The organism is Dechloromonas sp. H13 (genome assembly GCF_009469615.1).
In the GTDB taxonomy this organism is placed as follows: Bacteria; Pseudomonadota; Gammaproteobacteria; order Burkholderiales; family Rhodocyclaceae; genus Azonexus.
Genome location: NZ_SSXX01000009.1, coordinates 117,495 through 139,125 on the forward strand (window position 1 = coordinate 117,495; position 21,631 = coordinate 139,125).

At 64.7% G+C, this 21,631-nt stretch carries 19 protein-coding genes; 9 read left to right on the forward strand and 10 right to left on the reverse strand.

The features are described 5' to 3' along the window. Positions 1–36: 36 nt before the first annotated feature. Positions 37–1,494, reverse strand: a complete 1,458-nt coding sequence (locus tag GH660_RS16515) for a PLP-dependent aminotransferase family protein (RefSeq protein ID WP_153147860.1) — start codon at positions 1,492–1,494, stop codon at positions 37–39. Positions 1,495–1,682: 188 nt separating this feature from the next. On the opposite strand from GH660_RS16515, the gene GH660_RS16520 reads away from it, so the two are divergent. Both GH660_RS16520 and GH660_RS16525 read left to right on the forward strand, forming a co-directional pair. Then, on the forward strand, positions 1,683–2,021 hold the full coding sequence (locus tag GH660_RS16520; protein WP_153147861.1) for a hypothetical protein: 339 nt from the start codon (positions 1,683–1,685) through the stop codon (positions 2,019–2,021). Positions 2,022–2,284: 263 nt separating this feature from the next. Beyond that, positions 2,285–3,079, forward strand: coding sequence for a metallophosphoesterase (locus GH660_RS16525; RefSeq protein ID WP_153147862.1), 795 nt, complete (start codon positions 2,285–2,287; stop codon positions 3,077–3,079). A 201-nt stretch (positions 3,080–3,280) separates the two neighbouring features. Here GH660_RS16525 and GH660_RS16530 read toward each other — a convergent pair whose 3' ends face one another. Further along, positions 3,281–3,598, reverse strand: coding sequence for a hypothetical protein (locus GH660_RS16530; RefSeq protein ID WP_153147863.1), 318 nt, complete (start codon positions 3,596–3,598; stop codon positions 3,281–3,283). 406 nt (positions 3,599–4,004) lie between these two features. Further along, a complete protein-coding gene (locus GH660_RS16535; RefSeq protein WP_153147864.1) occupies positions 4,005–5,486 on the reverse strand; it encodes a PLP-dependent aminotransferase family protein in 1,482 nt (493 codons plus the stop codon). 107 nt (positions 5,487–5,593) lie between these two features. Here GH660_RS16535 and GH660_RS16540 point away from each other — a divergent pair, with 107 nt between their 5' ends. Continuing rightward, on the forward strand, positions 5,594–6,229 hold the full coding sequence (locus GH660_RS16540) for an FMN-binding negative transcriptional regulator (RefSeq protein WP_228276538.1): 636 nt from the start codon (positions 5,594–5,596) through the stop codon (positions 6,227–6,229). A gap of 42 nt (positions 6,230–6,271) precedes the next feature. Further along, positions 6,272–6,649: a cupin domain-containing protein gene (locus tag GH660_RS16545; protein WP_153147865.1), complete on the forward strand. Its 378-nt coding sequence runs from the start codon at positions 6,272–6,274 to the stop codon at positions 6,647–6,649. A 192-nt stretch (positions 6,650–6,841) separates the two neighbouring features. Here the strand turns inward: GH660_RS16545 and GH660_RS16550 are convergent, their stop codons facing one another. From GH660_RS16550 to GH660_RS16560, 3 genes are all read right to left on the reverse strand, one after another. Continuing rightward, a complete protein-coding gene (locus GH660_RS16550; protein WP_153147866.1) occupies positions 6,842–8,344 on the reverse strand; it encodes a carboxylesterase in 1,503 nt (500 codons plus the stop codon). Then, positions 8,344–10,650 carry a Tex family protein gene (locus tag GH660_RS16555; RefSeq protein WP_153147867.1) on the reverse strand — a complete coding sequence of 769 codons (2,307 nt, stop codon included), beginning with the start codon at positions 10,648–10,650 and terminating at the stop codon, positions 8,344–8,346. Before GH660_RS16555 ends, GH660_RS16550 begins: the two co-directional genes overlap by 1 nt. A 71-nt stretch (positions 10,651–10,721) precedes the next feature. Next, positions 10,722–11,243 (reverse strand): gamma carbonic anhydrase family protein, encoded by a 522-nt coding sequence (locus tag GH660_RS16560; RefSeq protein WP_153147868.1) that lies wholly within the window; start codon positions 11,241–11,243, stop codon positions 10,722–10,724. Positions 11,244–11,361: 118 nt separating this feature from the next. Between GH660_RS16560 and GH660_RS16565 the strand changes: the two genes are divergently transcribed. After that, a complete protein-coding gene (locus tag GH660_RS16565; RefSeq protein ID WP_153147869.1) occupies positions 11,362–11,796 on the forward strand; it encodes a hypothetical protein in 435 nt (144 codons plus the stop codon). Positions 11,797–11,847: 51 nt separating this feature from the next. Beyond that, positions 11,848–12,270, forward strand: coding sequence for a hypothetical protein (locus tag GH660_RS16570; protein ID WP_153147870.1), 423 nt, complete (start codon positions 11,848–11,850; stop codon positions 12,268–12,270). Between the two features lie 5 nt (positions 12,271–12,275). Here GH660_RS16570 and GH660_RS16575 read toward each other — a convergent pair whose 3' ends face one another. The 4 genes from GH660_RS16575 to GH660_RS16590 form a co-directional block, all read right to left on the reverse strand. Next, complete coding sequence (locus GH660_RS16575; RefSeq protein ID WP_153147871.1) at positions 12,276–13,523, reverse strand: dicarboxylate/amino acid:cation symporter; 1,248 nt, start codon at positions 13,521–13,523, stop codon at positions 12,276–12,278. Between the two features lie 164 nt (positions 13,524–13,687). Further along, positions 13,688–16,777 carry an efflux RND transporter permease subunit gene (locus tag GH660_RS16580; RefSeq protein ID WP_153147872.1) on the reverse strand — a complete coding sequence of 1,030 codons (3,090 nt, stop codon included), beginning with the start codon at positions 16,775–16,777 and terminating at the stop codon, positions 13,688–13,690. Next, positions 16,774–17,901 (reverse strand): efflux RND transporter periplasmic adaptor subunit, encoded by a 1,128-nt coding sequence (locus GH660_RS16585; protein WP_153147873.1) that lies wholly within the window; start codon positions 17,899–17,901, stop codon positions 16,774–16,776. The genes GH660_RS16580 and GH660_RS16585 overlap by 4 nt, the downstream gene beginning before the upstream one ends. Next, positions 17,898–19,139: a TolC family protein gene (locus tag GH660_RS16590; protein ID WP_153147874.1), complete on the reverse strand. Its 1,242-nt coding sequence runs from the start codon at positions 19,137–19,139 to the stop codon at positions 17,898–17,900. The genes GH660_RS16585 and GH660_RS16590 overlap by 4 nt, the downstream gene beginning before the upstream one ends. Before the next feature lie 62 nt (positions 19,140–19,201). On the opposite strand from GH660_RS16590, the gene GH660_RS16595 reads away from it, so the two are divergent. From GH660_RS16595 to GH660_RS16605, 3 genes are read left to right on the forward strand one after another with little or no spacing between them, the layout of a single operon-like run. Further along, on the forward strand, positions 19,202–19,891 hold the full coding sequence (locus GH660_RS16595; RefSeq protein WP_153147875.1) for a response regulator: 690 nt from the start codon (positions 19,202–19,204) through the stop codon (positions 19,889–19,891). Beyond that, the gene (locus GH660_RS16600; protein ID WP_153147876.1) at positions 19,878–21,269 is read left to right on the forward strand and encodes a sensor histidine kinase; all 1,392 of its coding nucleotides are present in this window, start codon (positions 19,878–19,880) and stop codon (positions 21,267–21,269) included. Before GH660_RS16595 ends, GH660_RS16600 begins: the two co-directional genes overlap by 14 nt. 2 nt (positions 21,270–21,271) lie before the next feature. Then, the gene (locus tag GH660_RS16605; RefSeq protein WP_153147877.1) at positions 21,272–21,628 is read left to right on the forward strand and encodes a MazG-like family protein; all 357 of its coding nucleotides are present in this window, start codon (positions 21,272–21,274) and stop codon (positions 21,626–21,628) included. Positions 21,629–21,631 lie beyond the last annotated feature (3 nt).

Genomic DNA, 21,631 nt, shown 5'->3' on the forward strand with positions numbered 1-21,631 from the left:
GGCCGGATGTTGCGAAATGTAAGCGCCGGCGCCGTTTCAGGGGGCGGCCCCGATCCTTGCGCACAATTGGCCGAGGCGCTGCACGGCGCCTTCGATTTCCTGGTTGTACGGCCAGCCGCAATTGAGGCGGATGAAGTGCTCGAAACGCCCGGCGTTGGAAAACATCGCGCCGGGCGCAATGAGAATGCCTTCGGCCAGCGCCGCATTGAACAGCTGCGTCGATGAGCGCTTCTCCGGCAGTTCCACCCACAGGGCCAGCCCGCCATCGGGGTGATTGAAGCGGGTGCCCGCCGGAAAATGATCGGCAATGGCCGCCGCCATGCGCGCCCGCTGGTGATCCAGCGCCGCCCGCAGCTTGCGCAAATGGCGGTCGTACGCGGCGGAAGCCATGAAATCGCCGGCGGCACGCTGTGAAAGCTCCTCGTTGTTGCGGCTTTGCACATGTTTCAGCATCTCGACGCGGTTCTGCCAGCGGCCCGCGCTCATCCAGCCCAGGCGCAGGCCGGGCGCCAGAATCTTGTGCAGCGACGCGCAGTGAATCACGTTGCCCGTTTGGTCAAAGGCTTTCAGCGCCTTCAGCGGCGCATCGCCATTGGCCAGCGCGCTGTAGGTATCGTCCTCGATCAGCGGAATGCCGCGCTCCGCGCAAAACGCCACCAGCCGGGCGAGATGGCTCTCCGGCATGATGCTGCCGAGCGGGTTTTGCAGGTGCGGCACCACGACAATGGCCGCAATCGCCGGCTGGGTCTGCACCGCCAATTCCAGCGCTTCGAGCGAAATGCCGGTTTGCGGGCTGGTCGGAATCTCCAGCGCCCGCAGCCCGAGACTTTCCAGAATTTGCAACAGGCCGTAAAACGTCGGCGATTCGATGGCGACGATATCGCCCGGCTGCGTCACGGCGCGCAGCGCCAGATTCAAAGCTTCGATGCAGCCCTGCGTGACGACGATATCCTCGGCGGCGATCAGCATGCCATTACCCAGCGCACGCAGCGCCAGCACCTTGCGAAAGGCCGGGTTGCCGTTGTGCGGCGAAACCTTCACCAGCAGATCCGGATCGTGGCGCAGCGCACGCGCGGCGGCATTCTTCAGCGCCTCGCCGGGGTAGAGTGAAGGCGCGCAACGGGCGCCGGAAAAATTGACATTCACCGCCCCTTGCCGCCCGCGCGCGATGAACTCCGAAACCCGGGCGTTGATGCCCACATACTGGGCGGCGTCGAGCGGCTGATCGACCGCCGGCTCGGCCAGCGGGCGGGGTGCATGGCGGCGCGGCTGGCGCACGAAATTGCCCGAACGCGGCCGCGCCTCCAGCCAGCCCTCGCTCTCCAGCTGCCGGCAAACCTGCAAAGCCGTCGAAAGGCTGATCTCATGGCGCGCCATCAAGCTGCGCATCGACGGAAAGCGCGAGCCCACGGCCAACGTACCCGCTTCGATGGCGGCGCGGTAATGCGTGGCAAGGCGGCGATAAAGCGGCGCGGCGAGTGCGGGCGTATCCATGATGCGATCTTCTCCTGCGGGGCGGTGGGGCGACAGATATAGATCGCCCCAATTCGCACCATAACAGATTGCAAAATCGCCATCTGATGCGTAACAGATAGCCGAATCCTATGCCTGTTTTCAATCCCGCCCGCTCAATAACATGCCCCCATCGCCCCGAAGCCGGGGCAATTCAACGGAGAAAGATCATGAAAGACCGGCAAATGATGCGTCTGGCACTCGGCAAAGGCGATGCGCGCCGCGTGCTGGTGGAAGCGGGTACGACAGTGCTGGTGCTGGAAGGCAGCGCGAACGTGCGCGGGCCGTTGCAGTGGCTGGCGGAAACCCCGGTAGCGCCGGAGCAACGGCTGGGTTTGGAACAGGTGCTGACGCTGGAGGGCGGTGGGTGGATTGACTTGATGGCTGCCGAAGCGGCGGAACTATTGGTGCTGCCGCCGCAGGGGCTTCAGGTTTGGCGGCGGGTGGCGCGGGGGCTGGAGCGGTTGATGGGGAACGAAGGCCGGAAGAAGCCGCTGGTGTTAGGTTGAAAATGGGCTGTTTTTCGAGGTCGACCGTGACAAGTTAGATTTGGCTGAGGTAAATGGCGACGCTTAGTATCCTCACCGGCAGTTGGCGACCCACTGCTACCGGTCGATTCTTCTAGGTTTCAACGGCAGGTAACCGAGCGGTGCGGTCACACAACACGATCACTCACGGACACCCTCGGCCAACTGCTACGTCTCTGCGGCAAGAAACGTACTGACAATAGAGTCCTGCGCTGACCTCGGGCTATCCGTCTTAAACTACGGCCATGCGAATCCAGATTGCCTCTGACCTTCACCTGGAGCACCTTGAATGGCGGTTTCCAGAATACCGAGGCGTCGAACCCACTGACGCCGACGTACTCGTACTCGCGGGCGATATCGCCAACGGTGCCCGCGCGCTTGAGCTATTCAGAGAATGGCCTTGCCCGGTAATCTACGTCCCGGGCAATCACGAGTATTACGGCTCTTCCCTTGCACAGGTCCAGACGGAATTCGCGGAGAAGGCCAAAGCCTTTCCAAACATCACCGTTCTGGCGCCAGGTGTCACCGAGCTTGGAGGCATTCGCTTTATCGGCTGCACGCTTTGGACAGACTACTGCCTTTTCGGAGAGCAGTATCGTGAGTTGGCCATGACGGCCTGTGCCGCGAGCCTCCCCGACCATACGGTGATCAAGGTTGAGGGCGATATTCCGTTCAGCCCGGCCGTTGCTCGCGAGATGCACCTGCGGCAAAAGGACTGGCTACGTTCCAGACTTGACGAACCCTTTGACGGAAAGAGCATCGTCGTTACCCACCATGCACCTGCCCCTGGAAGCCTGCACGCCATGTTTGAGAAAGACCTGGTCAGCGCGGCCTTCATCTCTGATCTGACCGACCTGCTGGGGGCAGCCGCCCTGCATATTCACGGTCATACGCACCACTCGTTCGACTACGATGTTCGCGGTACCCGGGTCATCGCAAATCCGCTGGGCTATTGCAAGGGGGTCAAGGTTGCATCGGCTCCCAGTGAGCTTCAAAGAGAGAATACCGACTTCAACCCGAAACTGACGGTTGAACTTTGACCAGCCTTGATAACAGATTGAATGACTGCGTCGATTTACACCATGAGTTGGGGTGACCTGCACCACGAAATTAGTCCGGTGATCGGCCATTCCCGCCGCTCAGAGCCGTAGCGCAATACGGCAAGTCTAGTTGCCAAACAGACGTTCAGACCCGCCTAAGAAAGACTGGCGATTCACACTGAGCACCCGCCGAGCAGCAGTTCAGGGGCTCGGCAAATAGCGGAAGCCGAGCATCGCTACGATGATGACCGAAACCACCGGCAGCGCCGACGAAAAGAGAACGAAGCACGCGGCGCACGACCAGACGCCGCCGATGGCTTCCGCGCCGACGCCGCCCGAGAAGAACAGTGCGCTCAGGGTCATCCAGCGCCGCAGATAGGTCGGCAGCCAGCGCGCTTGAGCCAAGTTGTGGCGCCACGCAGCGCGGCGCTCGGACAGACTGCCCCGGCCGGCGTCGCGAAACAGCCAGCCGAAGAAAAAATAGCGGTAAAAGACCGGCGACAATTCTCGATCTTGCATGACTGAACTCCCCCAGGGAATTCTCCAGATGACAGCGGCCGAGCCGCAGCGTTCCATTCCCCAAGGTTTACCGTTCCGAATTCTCCTTGCCTTCAATCCTGTGAGGAGCGTCAGGGCCTTTTTGCATCTGCTGTCGGTCTCAGGCCACCGCGGCAATCTGCGCTTTCGCTCATCGCCCGCCCCTCGACGTCGGTCATGCCGAGGGGGCCGAAAACGTTCTTTAGGTGGACCTTCGGGGCTATGTCCCTGGATGCCGACATCCAAATACTTAGCGTTTTCCCAATGGCTGCTTATCTGTAACGTGGCCAACTGGTGCTACCGGCCAAAAGTTGCCGTTCCTTGGTTACGAACCGAGCGGCTGCTTTCTGCTCCTTCACTGACTTCTGTGAGATATTCGCGAGGCCCATCACGAAGCTGGCAACCCAGTCTCCAGCACTCGCCGCAGCCTCCGTACGGCATCTCTTAGCTGCTCAGATGAAAATCCACCAAAGCCGAGCATCAGGCCAGTAAGCTCCTGCTGTCCGGCAGCCATGGGCGACAAGGCTCGCAAGGCGATACCCGCCTGGCTAGCCGCTGACGCGACAGCCACATCGTCCAGGCCTTCAGGAAGCCAGACCACAATATGCATTCCCTGGTCGGCTGGTTGAATGCGCAATTCCGGCAGTTCGACTTGCAGGGCATCCATCAAGACTTGGCGCCGCTCTGCATAGATGGCCCGAATCCGCCGGATATGCGTCTCGAAGTAGCCCTCCCGCATGTAGGCCGCGACGACATGCTGCTCAATCGATGGAGAACCCCGCCCCATCAGGGCGCGAGCACCGACGAACGCTTTGACCAGACATTCGGGGGCCACAATGTATCCAAGGCGCAGCGAGGGAGCCAGCACTTTGCTGAAGGTTCCCAGGTAGACGACACGGTCACAGTCCAAGCCCTGCATTGCAGGAAATGGTTGGCCAGCGTAGCGCAGTTCGCTGTCGTAGTCGTCCTCGACAATCCAAGCACCTTGCTGACGTGCCCACTCAACGAGTGCCAGGCGTCGAGGCATGCTTAGCGGCATCCCGAGCGGGTATTGGTGAGATGGCGTCACAAACACAGCCTTGGCATCGGAACAGGCACCCTTTGCGCTCGCCACGTCCAACCCCTGTGTGTCCACGGGTATCCGATGCACTCGGACACCGCAGTCCTCCAGCACCGAAGTCAGTCCGGGATAGGCAGGGTCCTCAGCCCACACTGTATCGCCAGGCGCTAACAAGACCTTGCTGGCCAGGTAGAGGCCTTGTTGGGTTCCCTCGGTGATAACGACGTTATCCGGGCTGCAACTGACGGCACGTGCCCGCCGCAGATAATCGGCAATGGCTTCCCTTAAGGCAAAGAGACCCTGTGGGTCGGCGTAGCCTGACGGTGCCGCGACTTGGGAAGCGCGAACCCGATTGCTGAGCCGGCGCCAATGGTCATCCATCGCCACATCGCCCTCCGGGACCGCCACCGAGAACGGCACCGATGGCAAAGGTGCCAGTCTTTCTGCCATGGCGGCGTAACGAGTGGCAGACGGTGGCATTAACGGATGCTGGCTAGGTTGCGCGTTATGGAAATGTTGTGGAGTTATGTGTGATTCGTGAAGCCCGGCGGCGACGCGTGTGCTGGAACCCGCCTGAGCTACTAGGCATCCTTCAGCCACAAGTTGCTCATAAGCCTCAGCCACCGTGCCACGCGATAGTCTCAAGGAATCTGCCAGCGCGCGTGTGGATGGCAATCGCTCGCCTGCCTTAAGCTCTCCTGTGGCAATAGCCCTGCGGAGCTCGTCAGCCAGTTGCCGCCCAATTCCGCCTTTCGAGCGGTCAATTGCTCCCAGCGCCGGAATCTCAATTACAAGCTGACGCCTTGCCATGCGTATCCATCCTCAAAATAAGCTACAAACTGGACCAGTGATTAATTTGCTATCCGGCTCTGAATTATAGGCCAGTTATGCGGAAAAATGCACCCACTGACTGACCTATGAAAGGAATCGAAATGCATTGCCCAGCCTTGTTCAAAGAAGAGCGCCTCGATGTTCTTCATGGATTGATGGCCGCCCATCCACTGGCGACCCTTATAACTGCCGGCACAGGAGGGCTCATGGCTAACCTCGTTCCCTTCTCGCTTCATGACGGAGGTGACAACGGAATTTTGCGTGCCCACCTTGCTCGGGGAAACAAGCAGCTCGACGAATTACGCGAAGGTGCCGAGGCCCTGGTCGTCTTCCAGGGGCCGGAATGTTATGTAACCCCCTCGTGGTATCCGTCAAAGGCAGAACACGGTAAAGTTGTACCCACTTGGAATTTTTCGATGGTCCAAGTCCGAGGTAAGCCGCAGGTTATTGATGACGCCAACTGGGTTCTCGCCCAGATAGAACAGCTGACGGACAACCTGGAGGGCATTCGTAAAAATCCGTGGAAGGTCTCTGATGCACCCGAGGACTTTATTGCTTCGCAGCTCAAAGCCATCGTCGGCTTCGAAATTCCTATTCGCTCTATTGAAGGGAAGTGGAAGGTTAGTCAGAACCGACAACCGGCTGACCGGAATGGGGTTATCGATGGATTAAAGGCTGAAGGCACTTGCCCTTCGATGTTGACCATCATGGAGCGAGGCTAAGTTATCTCGCTTCGCTCAAGGAGGCGAATAGGAGGGTACTCAATGAACCAACACAACCCGGATTTCATCTTCACATGCCATGATGAATTACCTTGGACACCATCCAAATTCGCCCCAGGCGTTGCAGTCAAAAATTTGGGGAAGGCGAACGGACGAGCTATGCAGTTGGTTCGCTTTCTCCCAGGAGCCTCATTTCCCGCCCATCTGCACACGGATGTAGAGTTCCTCTTCATGCTTGAGGGAGAAGTTCTTCAGAACGGTCAAAGATTGTGCGTTGGATGGTCTATGGTGGCTCCTGCTGGCACAGAAGACTTTGAATTTGTAAGCCCAACGGGCTGCATTTTTTTGTTGGTTTATGGGCTAGGCACCAGCGACCTGTTCACTGGGCTTCCGAGCCAGCAACGACCGCTATGCACCTGATGCTGTCGTTTTTGTTGCTATAGCCGTAAGGCTGAATTGGGTCGATAGCAGTCCAACTTCGTGCTTGGCAAGACCAGGTGATCTCGTTGAGTCCGGCTGTGGATAGTTCTTAAAACTCCCCGCCGTGCCCCGGAATTTGCCTTCTTTTAGAAGTCGACCGCGACAACCAGTCGTTAACGCGGTCCCACAGCCTTAGCGCCGCTGCCCAAGGTCTTTCGCGACCAATACCCCAACTTCCTTATCCACCACCATCCAGAACGGATTGCTGCGCAGACGTGTGAGCGAGCCGAGGGTCAGGGTGACCGCGCCGTTTTCGCCGCGCAGGAGCCAGGAGCCGATGCTGGGGATGCCGTGGCGGCCGCTGCCGGGCTGGAATCCGTAGATGGGGTCGTCGGCGGGGAAGGGGAGCGCGACGTGGCCGAGGGAGACGAGGTTGCTCGGCCATTTGAGTTCCGGCAAGTCGCGGGTTTCGGCGCCGTCGGGGGCGATGTGGCGGATGGCGATGCCGGTGTCGTCGGCGCTGATGTTGCCGACGATGTCGAGCGCGTAGCCGCGTTTCTGGCGGAGCAGGCGGTCGATGAGTTCGCCGGCTTGCGGGCGCTGCACGCTGGCGAGGTAGCGGTGGCGGTTGACGTCGAAGAGCACGAGCCGGTGGCCGTTGCCGTTGAGGCGGCCGTAGAGGGTTTCGGCGGCGCCGGTGGAGCCGACGGTAGAATCGACGACCGATTGCCAGGTGACGACGGGCGGCAGTTCGCCGATGCGGCCGCGCTCATGCGCGCGCAGCAGGCTGGCGCGCAGTGCGCGCGTGGCACGGTTGACCTGGCGCGAGGCGTTGACCGGGAAGGAGTTGAACTTGTAGGGGTCGAATTCCGGGTTCACATCCTGCCAGCGCACTTTTTCGAGCACGGGGATGGGCACGATGCTGAGGAAGTCGATGATCGAGGCGAGCGCGGCGACGCGGGTGATCTCGATGGCGGGCGAGACGAGCAGCACGCGGTCCGGGCGCTTGAGCGCGGGGTCGTCGAGGGCGTCGAGCGCGTATTGCATGGCGAGCGTGCCGCCGGTGGAATAGCCGCCGATGTAGAACGGCTGCCCCGGCGTGAGGCGCGAGACCACGTCGCGGGCGGCGATGCGCATGGCGGCGGTCCAGTCGCGGTGGCTCATTTCGACCATCATCGATGGCAGGGTGCCGTGGCCGGGCAGGCGGACGACGGTGACGTCGAAGCCCTGCGCGTGCAGCGTCTGGGCCATGGCGTGCATCGAGTAGGGCGAATCGGTGAGGCCGTGGATGAGCAGCGCCTGGCCCGCGGGTTTGTCCTGCGCGAGGCGGAACGAACGATTGAACTGGGCGCCGTCGGCCAGCCGGCTGACCGGGCTTTCCGGGTTGAAGCGGCTGAACAGGTAGGTTTCGTCGTTTTCGTTCCAGCTGGCGACCTTTTCGCGGTATTCGGCGAAGAGGCGGTCTTCGAGTTGCAGGTAGCCGGCGAAATCGAGATTGCTGTCGCGCAGTGCCGAGAATTCTTCCTTGAGCCTTTCGGTGTGCCAGGGCTTCAAGGGCGGCAGCATGGCGACGGCGTAGAGGGTGTAGCCGAGGACGATGGCCGCAGCGGTGAGCGCGGTAATCCACGCCAGACGCACGGCCAGGCGCCAGGTGTGGCGTCCGGCTGCGGTGGTCAGGCGAAAGAGGCGCGACATCAGCGTTTCAGCTTGGCGAAGGCACTGGCCATCGCGTTGTTGGCGGGGGCCGGCGCGTTGTGGCGGGTCTGCTGGCGCGAGAGCGGGGCGCCGCGCTGGGCGCCGGCGTCGTGCTTCTTCGGTTCGTCGCTCATGCGCATGGTCAGCGCGATGCGCTGGCGTTGCAGATCGACTTCAAGCACCTTGACCTTGACGACCTGGCCGGCCTTGACGACTTCGTGCGGGTCCTTGACGAAGCGGTCGGAAAGCGCGGAAACGTGCACCAGGCCATCCTGGTGCACGCCGATATCGACGAAGGCGCCGAAGGCGGCGACGTTGGTGACGACGCCTTCGAGGATCATACCGGGGCGCAGGTCTTTCACTTCCTCGACGCCATCGGCGAAGGTCGCTGTCTTGAATTCCGGGCGCGGGTCGCGGCCGGGTTTTTCCAGTTCCTTCAGGATGTCCTGCACGGTCGGCAGGCCGAAGCGCTCGTCGGTGTATCTGGCGGCGCTGATGCTCTTGAGGGCGCGGCTGTCGCCGAGCAGTTCCTTGATCGGCTTCTTGAGGTCGACGATGATCTTCTCGACCACCGGGTAGGCTTCCGGGTGCACCGAGGAAGCATCGAGCGGGTTGTCGCCGTTCGGCACGCGCAGGAAGCCGGCGGCTTGTTCGAAGGTCTTGTCGCCGAGGCGCGGCACCTTCTTGAGGTCGTCGCGGCTGCGGAAGGCGCCGTGGGCGTCGCGGTAGCCGACGATGTTGGCGGCCAGCCCGGCGTTGAGGCCGGAAATGCGGGTCAGCAGCGGCACCGAGGCGGTATTCACGTCGACACCGACGGCGTTCACGCAGTCCTCGACCACGGCGTCGAGCGAGCGGGCGAGCTTGGTCTGCGACACGTCGTGCTGGTACTGGCCGACGCCGATCGATTTCGGCTCGATCTTGACCAATTCGGCCAGCGGGTCCTGCAGGCGGCGGGCAATCGACACGGCGCCGCGAATCGACACGTCGAGATCGGGGAATTCCTTGGCCGCCAGTTCCGAGGCGGAATAGACCGAGGCGCCGGCTTCCGAGACGACAATTTTCGTCAAGCGGGCTTCCGGGTAGCGCTTCATCACGTCCTGCACCAGCTTGTCGGTTTCGCGGCTGGCGGTGCCGTTGCCGATGGCAACTAACGTGACGCCGTGTTTGGCGGCCAGGCGGGCGATGGTGGACATCGAACCATCCCAGTCGCAACGCGGCTCGTGCGGGTAGATGGTGGCGTGGTCGAGCAGCTTGCCGGTGGCGTCGACGACGGCGATCTTGCAGCCGGTGCGGATGCCGGGGTCGATGCCCATCGTGACGTGCTGGCCGGCCGGGGCGGCGAGCAGCAGGTCCTTGAGGTTCTTGCCGAAGATGCGGATCGCCTCTTCCTCGGCGCGTTCGCGCAACTCGTTCATCAGGTCGAGTTCGAGGTGAGTGAAGACCTTGATCTTCCAGGTCCAGCGCACGGTGTCCTGCAGCCACTTGTCGGCCGGGCGGTTCTGGTGCTTGATGCCGAAGCGGGCGGCGATGCGCTGCTCGCAGGGGTTCGGGCCGGGCTTGATGCCTTCTTCATCGAGTTCCGAATCGAGCACCAGCGTCACGCCCAGCACGCCTTCGTTGCGCCCGCGCAGCAGCGCCAGCGCGCGGTGCGAGGGCATGGCGGCGATCGGTTCGGCAAAGTCGAACCAGTCGCGGAACTTGGCGCCTTCGGTTTCCTTGCCCGCGACGACGGTCGACCGCACCTGGCCGTGTTCGTTGAGGTACGCGCGCAACTGGCCGAGCAGTTCGGCGTCCTCGGCGAACTTTTCCATAAGGATCTGGCGGGCGCCATCGAGCACGGCCTTGCCGTCGGCGAAACCGGCGTCGGCGTTGAGGTACTTCACGGCTTCCTCGTCCGGGGTGAGCTCCGGGTTGTCCAGAAGGGCCAGCGCCAGCGGCTCGATGCCGGCCTCGCGGGCGATCTGTGCCTTGGTGCGGCGTTTCTGCTTGTAGGGTAGGTAAAGGTCTTCGAGGCGCTGCTTGGTTTCCGCGTCGTCGATCTCGGCCTTGAGTTCAGGGGTCAGCTTGCCCTGTTCGTCGATGCTGGCGAGGATGGCGGCGCGCCGCTCTTCGAGGTCGCGCAGGTAGGTCAGGCGTTCTTCGAGGTTGCGCAGCTGGGTGTCGTCGAGGCCGTCGGTCGCCTCCTTGCGGTAGCGGGCGATGAAGGGGACGGTGGCGCCCTCGTCGAGGAGGGCGATGGCGGCGACGACCTGGGTCGGGCGGACGCCGAGTTCGACGGCGATGCGGTGTTCGATGGGTGCGAGCATGGGTGCGGCAGTGCAGCAAAAAAGGGGGTGAATGATGCGGAATCCGGCGGGAAAAGACAACCGCCGGTAGTTCAGAGCGGCGTCAGCGTAGTCCGGTAGCGCCTGGCGTTGTCGACGTAGTGGGCGGCCGACTGCCGCAGGCGGGCGACGTCGTCGTCGGAAAGTTCGCGCACCACCTTGCCCGGCGAGCCGACGATCAGCACGCGGTCGGGAAAGACCTTGCCTTCGGGAATCAGCGTGTTGGCGCCGACGATGCAGCCCTTGCCGATCACCGCGCGGTTGAGGATGACCGAGCCGATGCCGATCAGGCTGCCGTCGCCGACGGTGCAGCCGTGCAGCATGACCAGGTGGCCGACGGTGACATCGTTGCCGATGTGCATCGGGATGCCTTCGTCGGTGTGCAGCACCGAGCCGTCCTGGATGTTGGTGTTGTCGCCGATGTGGATCGGGTCGTTGTCGCCGCGCAGGGTGGCGTTGAACCAGATCGAACTGTTGGCGCCGAGGCGGATGTCGCCGATGACCGTGGCGTTGGGGGCGACCCAGGCGTTCTCGCCGAGTTGCGGCTGTTTGTCTCCGAGGCGGAAGAGGGACATGTGGGCTCCTTGCGAAATTTGAAAATCGGCCTTTTTGCGGCGTCGACCGCAACAGCCCCGCAATGTTACGCTCAGCGGCAGCTTGCCGATAAGTCCGGCCTACAACTCAGGGGGCAGCATGAATTTCCGCAAAATCAAATCGTGGCAATGGGCGCTGCTGGTGCTCGCGCTGCTGGTCGCCCTCGACTGGGCCATCCGCCGCCCGGACCCCCGCACGCGCGAACTCAATGCCGTCATCCAGGCGCAGGCCAGCCCGCAGCTGAAGAACTACCCCTATCCCTTCCACGTGCTGCGCGTCGAGGGCAGCACCGCGGTCATGGGCACGCCGCGCAACTTCGAGATGCCGGCCTTCCGCTTCCTCGGCGCCATGTATCCGGACGTGAACGTCAAGGACGCCAACAATCCGGCCTTCATCGCGCTGCAGAATGCCCTCGGCAAGGTGCAGGACGAAGTCCGCGACATCGTCCTCGCCCAGCCCGGCATCAAGGACGTGCGCTGGGAGCTGGACCGCGAGTGGCTGCGGCGGAATCACATCCCGGTGCCGGAAAAGTGACCGGTTGACGGGATAATCGCGATTCCTTCGTCAATACGGACAGATCCCGGCATGGCCCTGACTTTCTGGCACCCGATTCCCCCGCAAACCATCGTTTTGTGGGACGCGAAATACCGCAGGCCCGGCGGTTCGTATCCTTCCCTGTCGGCGGCCAAGGTCAAGAAATGGTGGCCCGAAATACGTCGTGCGCTCAACGCGCCCGGCACGACGGTGACGGGCAAGATCGCCGGGGCGAATTTCAAGCACGTCAACGGGGCGCTTGGCGAGCTGAATGGGCATGCAATGCTCGTCGCCGCCGGGCATTACAGCATCCTCGAGCCCGGGCGCACGACAGCCGGGGGCGTCGATTTCATCACCTACTATCACGGGCCCGTGTCGCCGCTCGACTGGCAGATAGCCGTCGAGAGCGCCTTGAAGCAGCACCGGGTCGAGGGCCGCATCTTTCGCTGGCCGGGCTGCATCGTAACCCGCTGAGATTTTCAGTTCGGCGGCGTCGGCCGCCCGGCCAGCTTCTGCACGATCAGGGCGCCGACCATGTCGCCTTCGACGTTGACCGCCGTGCGGGTGGTGTCGAGGATGCGGTCGATCGGCAGCAGGATGGCGATGGCGGCGGTCGGCAGGCCGACCGATTCGAGCACGAGCACCATGCTCAGCATGCCGACGCTGGGGATGCCCGGCGCGCCGATGGCGCCGAGCATGGCGACGAAGAAGATGATCATCTGGCTGGCGAGGTCGAGCTCGATGCCGGCCAGGCGGGCGACGAACAGCGCCGCCGCTGCCTCGTAGAGCGCCGTACCGTCCATGTTGACGGTGGCGCCGAGCGGCACGACGAAATTGGCGATGTCCTTGCGCACGTGCAGGTGCTGCTCGGTGCAGCGCAGCGTCACCGGCAGCGTGGCGGCGCTCGAACTGGTGACGAAGGCGGTGACCAGCGCCTCGCGCGCGCCCTTGAAGAAGCGCAGCGGCGACACCCGGGTGAATAGCCAGAGGATGGCCGGCAGCACGACGATGCCGTGGAACAGCGTGGTGCCGGTGACGACGACGATGAAATGGCCGAGGCTGAGCAGCAAGTCGGCGCGCTGGCTGGCCACCAGTTGCAGCAGCAGCGCGGCCAGGCCGAACGGCGCCAGGCGCATGATCCAGCCGACGATCAGCAGGCACAGCTCCTGTAGTTCCTCGATCAGCGCGCGGATGTTGCGGTAGCGGTCGCCGCCGACGACCAGGGCGATGCCGAGGAAGAGGGCGACGATGACGATGGCCAGGATCTCCCCGTTGGCCAGCGCCTTGAACGGGTTCTGGAAGAGGCCGCGCAGGAACTGGGCGAAATAGTCGGGCAGCGGCATCTGGCGCGCCTGGAAGTCGCGCGTGGCGTCGGCGAACATGGCCAGGTGCATCCCGTCGCCCGGCCGGAACAGGTGGGCGGCGCCGAAGCCGATGACGATGGCGATGGCCATGGTGGCGAAGAAGAAGACCAGCGTCGTCGTCCATACTCGGTGCATCTGGTCGTGCGCGCGCAGGTTGGCGACGCCGACGACGATCGAGGAAAAGACCAGCGGCACCAGCACCATGCGCAGCAGGTCGAGGAACAGGTTGCCGACCATCCGGGCGCCATACAGCGTGTTGCTCGCCAGCGGCGTGCCGTCGGCGCCGGCCAGCCAGAAGCCGCCAGCGATGCCGAGCAGGCAGCCGATCAGGATTTGCGTGTTGAGCGACAGCTTTCTGGCCATGCGGCTGTTCCGGGAAACCTCGATGAGGCCGATTGTAGCCGGCGAGCGGCCCGTGGGTCAGGGTACGGTCAGATTATCCAGGCAGAATGAGATGGCAACTCCTCCTAGACAAAACCTTTACCCGCCCGCGTGGCGGGTTTCTTTTTGTCCGGAGGCCGTCGCCGTCAATGCAGTGCCTTGGCCAGCCGCGGATGGGTCGCCAGGTAGTAATAGAGCGTCGGCAGCACGAAGAGCGTCAACAGCGTCGCCGAAATCAGGCCGCCGATGACGACCAGCGCCAGCGGCCGCTGTGTTTCGGAGCCGATGCCGTGCGACAGTGCCATCGGCAGCAGGCCGAGCATGGCGAGCAGGGCGGTCATCAGTACCGTGCGCAGGCGCGACATGGCGCCCTGGAAGACGACCTGGTAGGAATCCATGCCTTGCTGCTTCAACTGGTTGAAGTAGCTGACCATCACCACCCCGTTGAGCACCGCCTGGCCGAACAGCGCGATGAAGCCGATGGCCGCCGATACCGAGAGCGGAATGCCCGAGAGCAGCAGGGCGAAGATGCCGCCGATCAGCGCGAAGGGGATGTTGCAGATGATGATCAGCGCGTCCTTGAACGATTCGAAGGCGTCGAAGAGCAGTACGAAGATCAGCAGGATCGACAGCGGTACGACCAGCATCAGGCGCTTCATCGCCCGTTCCTGGTTCTCGAATTCGCCGGACCAGAGGATCGAGTAGCCCTTGGGCAATTCGATGTCCTTGGCGTGGGCCTGCATGTCGGCGACGACGCTGCCCATGTCACGGTCGCGGATGAAGACGCCGATGGCGACGACGCGCTGCCCCGCTTCGCGGGCGATGTTCATGGCGCCGCTGCCGAGCTTGAAGTCGACCAGGTTGGCGAGCGGCACCTGGGCGCCGGACGGGGTCGGGATCAGCACATCGCGCAGGCGGTCGAGGGAGCGTTCCTCGTTCTTCAGGCGCACCACGACGCTGAAATGGCGCTCGCCCTCCCAGAGCTCGGTCGCCGCCTTGCCGGCGAGCGCGGTTTCGATGACCTCCTGGACGTCGGCGACGTTGAGTCCGTAGCGGGCGGCGGCGGCGCGGTCAATTTCCAGCCGGTACTGCGGCAGGTCGCCGTCGCGGTCGATGAAGGCGCGCGCCACGCCGGGCACGCTGCCGATGCGCTCGAGCAGCTGGTGGCCGGTTTCGCGGAGCGTCCGCACGTCATCGCCGAAGATCTTGATGACGATCTGGCCGTCGATCTGCGAGATCGATTCGAGGATCTGGTCGCGCACCGGCTGGCTGAAGGTCGGCTCGATGCCCGGCATGTCGTTGATCCGGTCTTCCATCTCGCGGACCAGCTTTTCCTTGGTCATGCCGGCCCGCCATTGGGAATCCGGCTTGAGATCGACCAGCATCTCAGTCATGTTGATGTTCTTGGGGTCGGTGCCATCCTCGGGGCGCCCGGCCTTGGAAACGACGGCATTGACTTCCGGGAAGCCGGCGACCAGGTTGCGCAGCTTGCGCAGGTCGCTTTGTGCTTCCTCGACCGAGACCGAGGTCGGCAGGGTGATGTTGATCCAGATCGACCCCTCGTTCAGCTCGGGCAGGAATTCGGTGCCCAGCTGAGGAACGAGGGCAGCGGTGATGCCGAGCGCGACGAGGGCGCTGACGAGCACCCGCCGGGCATTGGCGAGCGCCCATTTGAGCGCCGGCTCGTAGCGGTTCATGAACCAGTGCATGAGCTTCGTCTCTTCATGCGGCACATGGTTGCGGAAGGCGATCTTGCTGAGGAAGGGGACCAGCGTGAAGGACAGGATCAGCGAGGTGACCAGGGCGCCGACGACCGAGAAGGCCATCGGCGAGAAGATCTTCCCTTCGTGGCGCTGCATGGTGAAGATGGGCAGGTGGGCAACGATGATGATGATGATCGAGAACACCGTCGGCCGGCCGATTTCCATTACCGCGTCCTGGATGGTGCGGGTATGCGGGCGGTGATCGTTGACCCGTTGCGCTTCGCCGAGGCGCCGGAAGATGTTCTCGATGACGATGACCGCGCCGTCGACGATGATGCCGAAGTCCATCGCGCCCAGCGACAGCAGGTTGGCCGGAATGCCGACCAGCGACAGGCAGATGAAGGTGCCGAGCAGCGCCAGCGGGATGATTGAGGCGACGATGGCCGCCGCGCGCAGGTCGGCGAGGAACAGATAGAGCACCAGCGTGACCAGCAGGGCGCCCTCGAGCAGGTTCATGAAGACCGTGCGCAGGGTCTTGCCGATCAGCCAGGAACGGTCGTAATAGGGGACGATGCGGACGCCCTGCGGGAGGACCGAATTGTTCAGGACGTCGACCTTGGCCTTGAGGGCGTCGAGGACCATCGACGGGTTCTCGTCCTTGCGCAGCAGAACGATGCCCGAGACGACGTCGTCCTGGTCGCCGTTGACGTCGGTGAAGCCGACCATGCCCTGGGCCGGCACCCGCGATTCGACGACCTCGGCGACGTCACGTACGAGAATCGGCGTGCCCTTGTTCTCGGTGACGACGACGCTGCCGATGTCGGCCGACGAACGCAGCAACCCGAGCGAGCGGATCAGGAACTGCTGCCTGCCCTGCGCCACCGAGCCGCCGCCGGCATTGGCGTTGGCCCGCTGCAGCGCGGCGAAGAGCTGGCCGATGGTCAGGTTGTGGTCGCGCAGCCGGCCGAGGTCGGGGCGTACTTCGTACTGGCGGATCGGCCCGCCGATCGACACGACGTCGGCGACCCCGGGCACCTGCTTGAGCTGGCGGGCGATGGTCCAGTCCTGGATGGCGCGTGCCTCGGTGGGTTTCAGGCCGGGCGCCTCGACGCGATAGCGGAAGATTTCGCCGGTGGCGGTCGCCGGCGGCGCCAGTTCCGGCTCGACGCCGGGCGGCAGGTCGAGGCCGCGCAGGCGTTCCTCGACCAGTTGCCGGGCCATGAACAGGGTCGGCTTTTCGTCGAAGGTGACGACGATGAAGGAGAGCCCGAACTGCGTGTGCGAGAACATGCGGATCGAGTTCGGCACGCCGGCCAGCGCGATTTCGAGCGGGATGGTGACCTGTTTCTCGACTTCCTCGGGCGCCCGCCCGGGGTAGAGGGTGATGATGGTGACCTGGGTGTCGGTGACGTCCGGAAAGGCCTCGATCGGCAGCGAGCGGAAGGCCGAGATGCCGACGCCGATGAACAGCACCAGGCCGAGCAGGATGAACAGCGGCTCGTGCAGCGCGAAGTGGACGATGCGCTTGATCATTTGGCAGCCGGCCTGGCTGGCTGAGGCGTGTTCTTGAAATACTTGATCAGGTGCAGGTTGCCTTCGACGACGACCTTCTCGCCTTCCCTGAGGCCGGCGTGGATGTCGAGCCAGCCGTCACGTTCGGCGCCCGCCTGCACCGCGCGGCGGACATAGCGGCCGGTCGCTTCCTCGACGAAGGCATAGCGCTGCTCGCCGACGAGGAAGACGGCGGCGGCCGGGACGTGCAGGGCCGAGGTCGGCGGCAGTTCGATCAGGGCGGTGACGAACATGCCGCCCTTGAGCCGGCGGTCCGGGTTGGGCACCTCGCCACGCACGCGGACGGTACGGGTACTCGGATCGACGAAATCGCCGACGTGCACGATGACGCCGGCGAAGCGCTCGTCGGGGTATTGCTTGACCTGCAGGCTGATCTTTTCGCCGGCCTTGAGCGCCGCCAGGTCGCCTTCGCTGGCGTCGAGCCGGAGCCACAGGCGGGTCGGGTCGGTGACGACGAACAGCGGTTCGACGCCCGCTTCGGGACGGTATTCCAGGCCGGGGTTGAGGTTGCGCTCGACGACGACGCCGGCGAGCGGGGTGCGCAACAGGTAGGAACCGTCGCTGGCGCCGCCGAGGCCGGCCAGGCGCCGGCTGGCGCGCTCGGCTTCGGCCTGGGCGCGGACGGCTTCGGCCTGCGCCTGCTGCCAGTCCTTGTCGGCGACGATGCCGGCGGCGTGCAGTTCGCGCTGCCGTTCGAGCGCCTGCTTCGCCAGCTGCTGGTCGGCCTGGGCCTTGCGCGCGTCGGCTTGGGCCTGCCCGAAATCGGGGGAGGCCAGGACGGCCAGCATCTGCCCGGCCTTGACCGCGCTGCCGATTTCCACCGCGATCTTCTGCACGCGCCCGCCGACCTGCGGCACGATGCGCACGGTGCGGTCCTCGTCCCAGACCAGGCGCCCCGGCAGGCGCAGCGTCGAGCCCTGGTCCTTCTCGACCGTCGCCACCTTGAGGAAGTCGGCCTTGTCCGGTTCGCTGAGGATGGCGCGGTCGCCGTCGACCGTGACGGCGGCCTGTTTTGTCGGCTCCGGGTCGGCGCCGCAGCCGGCGAGGACGAGAATCAGGGCGAGACAGGTGAGTTTTTGCTTCATCGGGTTTTTCCGTAGTCGGCCTGCAGGCGCCAGGCGGCCAGCGCCTTGGCATAGTCGGCGCGCGCGGTGGCGGCTTCGACCTGGACCTGGCGCAGGGTGCGGCGCGCATCGAGCAGGTCCATCAGGTTCATGGCGCCCCGGCTGTAGGCCAGCTCGGCGGCCTGTGCGACGCGCTCGGCATCGGCCAGCAGCCCGGTTTCGAGACGCCGCAGGCGTTCCTCGGCGGAGCGCAGGGCGCTGCCGGCCTGGTCCGCGCTGCCGACGGCCTGGGCCAGCGTCCGGTCGTAGAGCAGGCGCGCGGCGGTGAGGTCGGCTTCGGCGCGGCCGATTTCCCCTTCGTATTCGTGCCAGATGAAGAGGGGAACGCTGACGCCGAAGCCGAAGCTGTCGGTCGGCTCGCTCTGCATGTTGTGCTCGTACTGGACGCCGAGGGTGACGTCGCGTGTCTTCTGCGCCTTCGCCAGGTCGCGTGCCGCTTCGGCGGCGGCGACGCGCAGACGGGCGGCGGCGACGTCGGGACGCTGGTCGAGGTCGCCGCGCTGGCGCTGCTGGCTGGCCAGGGGCGGCCAGGCATCGTCGGCGACCAGCAGCGCGGCCTCGCGTTCGCGGCCAATCAGGTAGGCTAGCGCCACTTGCGCCTGTTCGAGTTCGCTCTGGGCCTGGCGGGCATCGTTGTCGGCGCGCGACTTGTCGATCTGCAGGCGCGACAGCTCGACCTGCGAGATGTCACCGGCCTTGAGCCGGATGCGGCCGGTTTCCAGGCCGCGGTCGTAGGTGGCTGCCGATTCGCCGGCCAGGCGCCGCTTGTCCTGGGCCAGCCGCAGGTCGTAGTAGGTTTGCTGGAGGTTGAGCAACTGCTGGCGGCCGGTGTCGTCGAGGTCGCGCCGGCTGGCGTCGAGCAGCGCGTCGGCGCCCTTGACGCGCAGGTCGCGCTTGCCGCCGCGCTCGACCAGCTGGTCGAGGCGTAGCACGTTGTCCATCTTCTTGTCCTTCCACGGGCCGGAGCCGTAGCCGGTGGACGGACTGATCTGCGTGATGTTCAGCGAGACCTGGGGATTGGGAATCTGCCCCGCGGCGACGAGGTCGGCTTCGGCGCCGGAAACCGCGGTCCGGGCCAGCTGCAGTTCGCGGTTGTGTTCCTGCCACAGCGCCTCTGCTTCGGCCAGCGACAGGCGTTGGGGTGTTTGCGCCAGGACTGCAACGGGAAGCAGCAGGAGAGCGATCAGGAGATGGCGCATGCAGGTCAATCGGTGCGGGGAGTGGTATCGTAAGAGGCTATCCTGACCAACTGCTGACCGTGATGCGGATACTCCTTGTCGAAGATGATGCGTTGCTCGCCGATGGGCTGGCGCGCGCCCTGGGCCAGTCCGGCTACGTGGTCGAGGTGGCCGGCGACGGCCGCACGGCGGATCGCTGGATCGAAAGCGGCACGGTCGACCTGGCCATCCTCGATCTCGGCCTGCCCGGGCTGGACGGCAGCGAGGTGCTGCAGCGCCTGCGGGCGCGCCGGCAGATGGTGCCGGTGCTGATCCTGTCGGCGCGCGAGGCGCTCGAGGAGCGGGTCCGCCTGCTCGACCTCGGCGCCGACGACTACCTGGTGAAACCCGTGGCGCTCGCCGAACTCGAGGCGCGGGTGCGGGCGCTGATTCGGCGCGGCCAGGCGACCCCCGAACCGGTCATCCGCCTCGGCCGCCTGGCGCTCGATACCGTCGGCAAGCGCGCCTGGTTGGACGGCGAGGCGCTCGACCTGACGGCGCGCGAGTGGGCGGCGCTCGAATTCCTCGCCCAGCGCGTCAATCGCATCGTCAACAAGGAGCAGATCATGCAGGCGCTGTACAGCTGGGAGGACGAGATCACGCCCAACGCGGTCGAGAAGTTCATCTCGCGCCTGCGCGGCAAGCTCGAACCGGCCGGCATCGTGATCCGCACCGTGCGCGGCCTCGGCTACTACCTGGAAAAGCCGGGCGAAGCCGGCGATGCGGCAGCCTAGCCTGCGCTTCCTGCTGTTGCGCTGGCTGTTGCCGGCGATGCTGGTGCTGTTGCTGGCCGGCGCGATGACCGCCTACTTTGTGGCGCTGCGCAGCGCCACCAAGGCCTACGACCGGGCGTTGTTCGACACGGCGCTGGCGATCGTCGAGCAGCTGGCGATCGTCGACGGGAAGCCGGTATTGCCGCTCACGGCGCAGGCGAGGGACGTCCTGCTGGTCGACAAGTTCGACCAGATATTTTTCGCCGTGCGCGGTCCGAACGGCGAACTGCTCGACGGCGAAGCCGGCCTGCCGATGCCGCCGCCGCGGCTGCCGAAGACGGACTGGAGCGAGGGGCGCTATTACTTCGATGGCCGGCTTGCCGAGCGGCCGGTACGCGTTGCGGCGCTGCGGGCCGAGCGGGCCGGCAAGACCTTTACCGTCCTCGCCGGCGAGACGCTGGTCAAGCGCAATGCGCTGGTGCGCGAAATCCTGTTTGGCATGCTGTTGCCGGAGCTGTTGCTGATCGTCGTCAGCCTGGCCGTGGTCTGGTTCGGCGTGCGCGCCGGACTGGAGCCGCTGGCCAGCCTGCGCGAGGAGCTGGCCGGTCGCTCGCACACTGATTTGCGGCCGGTGACCACCGACGTGCCCGAGGAAATTCAGCCGGTGGTCAATGAAATCAATGAATTGCTGAGTCGCCTCGGCCATTCGCTGAACACCCAGCGCCACTTCGTGTCGGATGCGGCACACCAGTTGCGTACGCCGATTGCGGCGCTGCAGGCGCAGGTCGAGGCGACCCTGGCCGAATCGGATGCGTCCATGCGGCAGCGCCTGCAGGGGCTGCTGGCGGCGGCGCATCGCCTGTCGCACCTGGTCGAACAGATGCTGATGCTGGCGCGGGCGCAACCGTCGCTCGCCCGCGACCAGCCGCTCGTGGCGCTCGCGGATGTGGCCCACGCCGCGGCCGAGGACTGGCTGCCGGTGGCGATCCGCAACGGCGTCGACCTCGGCTTCGACCTCGCGCCGTGCGCCGTGCTCGGCAACCACCTGCTGCTGCAGGAGGTGTTCGCCAACCTGATCGACAATGCCCTGCGCCATACGCCGCGCGGCGGCAGCGTTAACGTCCGCTGCGGTGCCGGCGACGACGGGGCGTGGCTGGTGGTCGAGGACAGCGGTACCGGGATATCCGAGTCCGACCGTGAAAAGGTCTTCGAACGCTTCTACCAGGCCCCCGGCAGTGCCAGCCGCGGCAGCGGCCTGGGGCTCGCCATCGTGCGCGAGATTGCCCGCCAGCACGGCGGCCAGGCCAGTATCGACCGTTCGCCCGAACTCGGCGGCGCGCGGGTGACGGTGCGCTTCGCGCCGGCATCGCAAGCCGTTGCGGCGACAGAGGAGGTGTGAAATTGAGCGATTTCGAGGCGTTGACCGCAGCTGTCCTGCAATTCCGCGATGCGCGCGACTGGCGGCAGTTCCATTCGCTGCGCAACCTGATCACCTCGCTCAATCTGGAAGCGGCCGAACTGCTGGAACTGACGCAGTGGAAGAGCGATGCGGAGGTCGAGGCGCTGCCGGCCGATCCGCGGGCCGCCGAGGCGCTGCGCGACGAATGCGCCGACATCCTGCTCTACCTGCTGTTGCTGGCCGACGCGGCGGGAATCGACCTGGCGGGCGCGGCGCGCGCCAAGCTGCTCAAGAATGCGGAGAAATACCCGGTGGCCAAGGCCTACGGTTCGCGGGCCAAATACACCGAACTCGACTGAAAA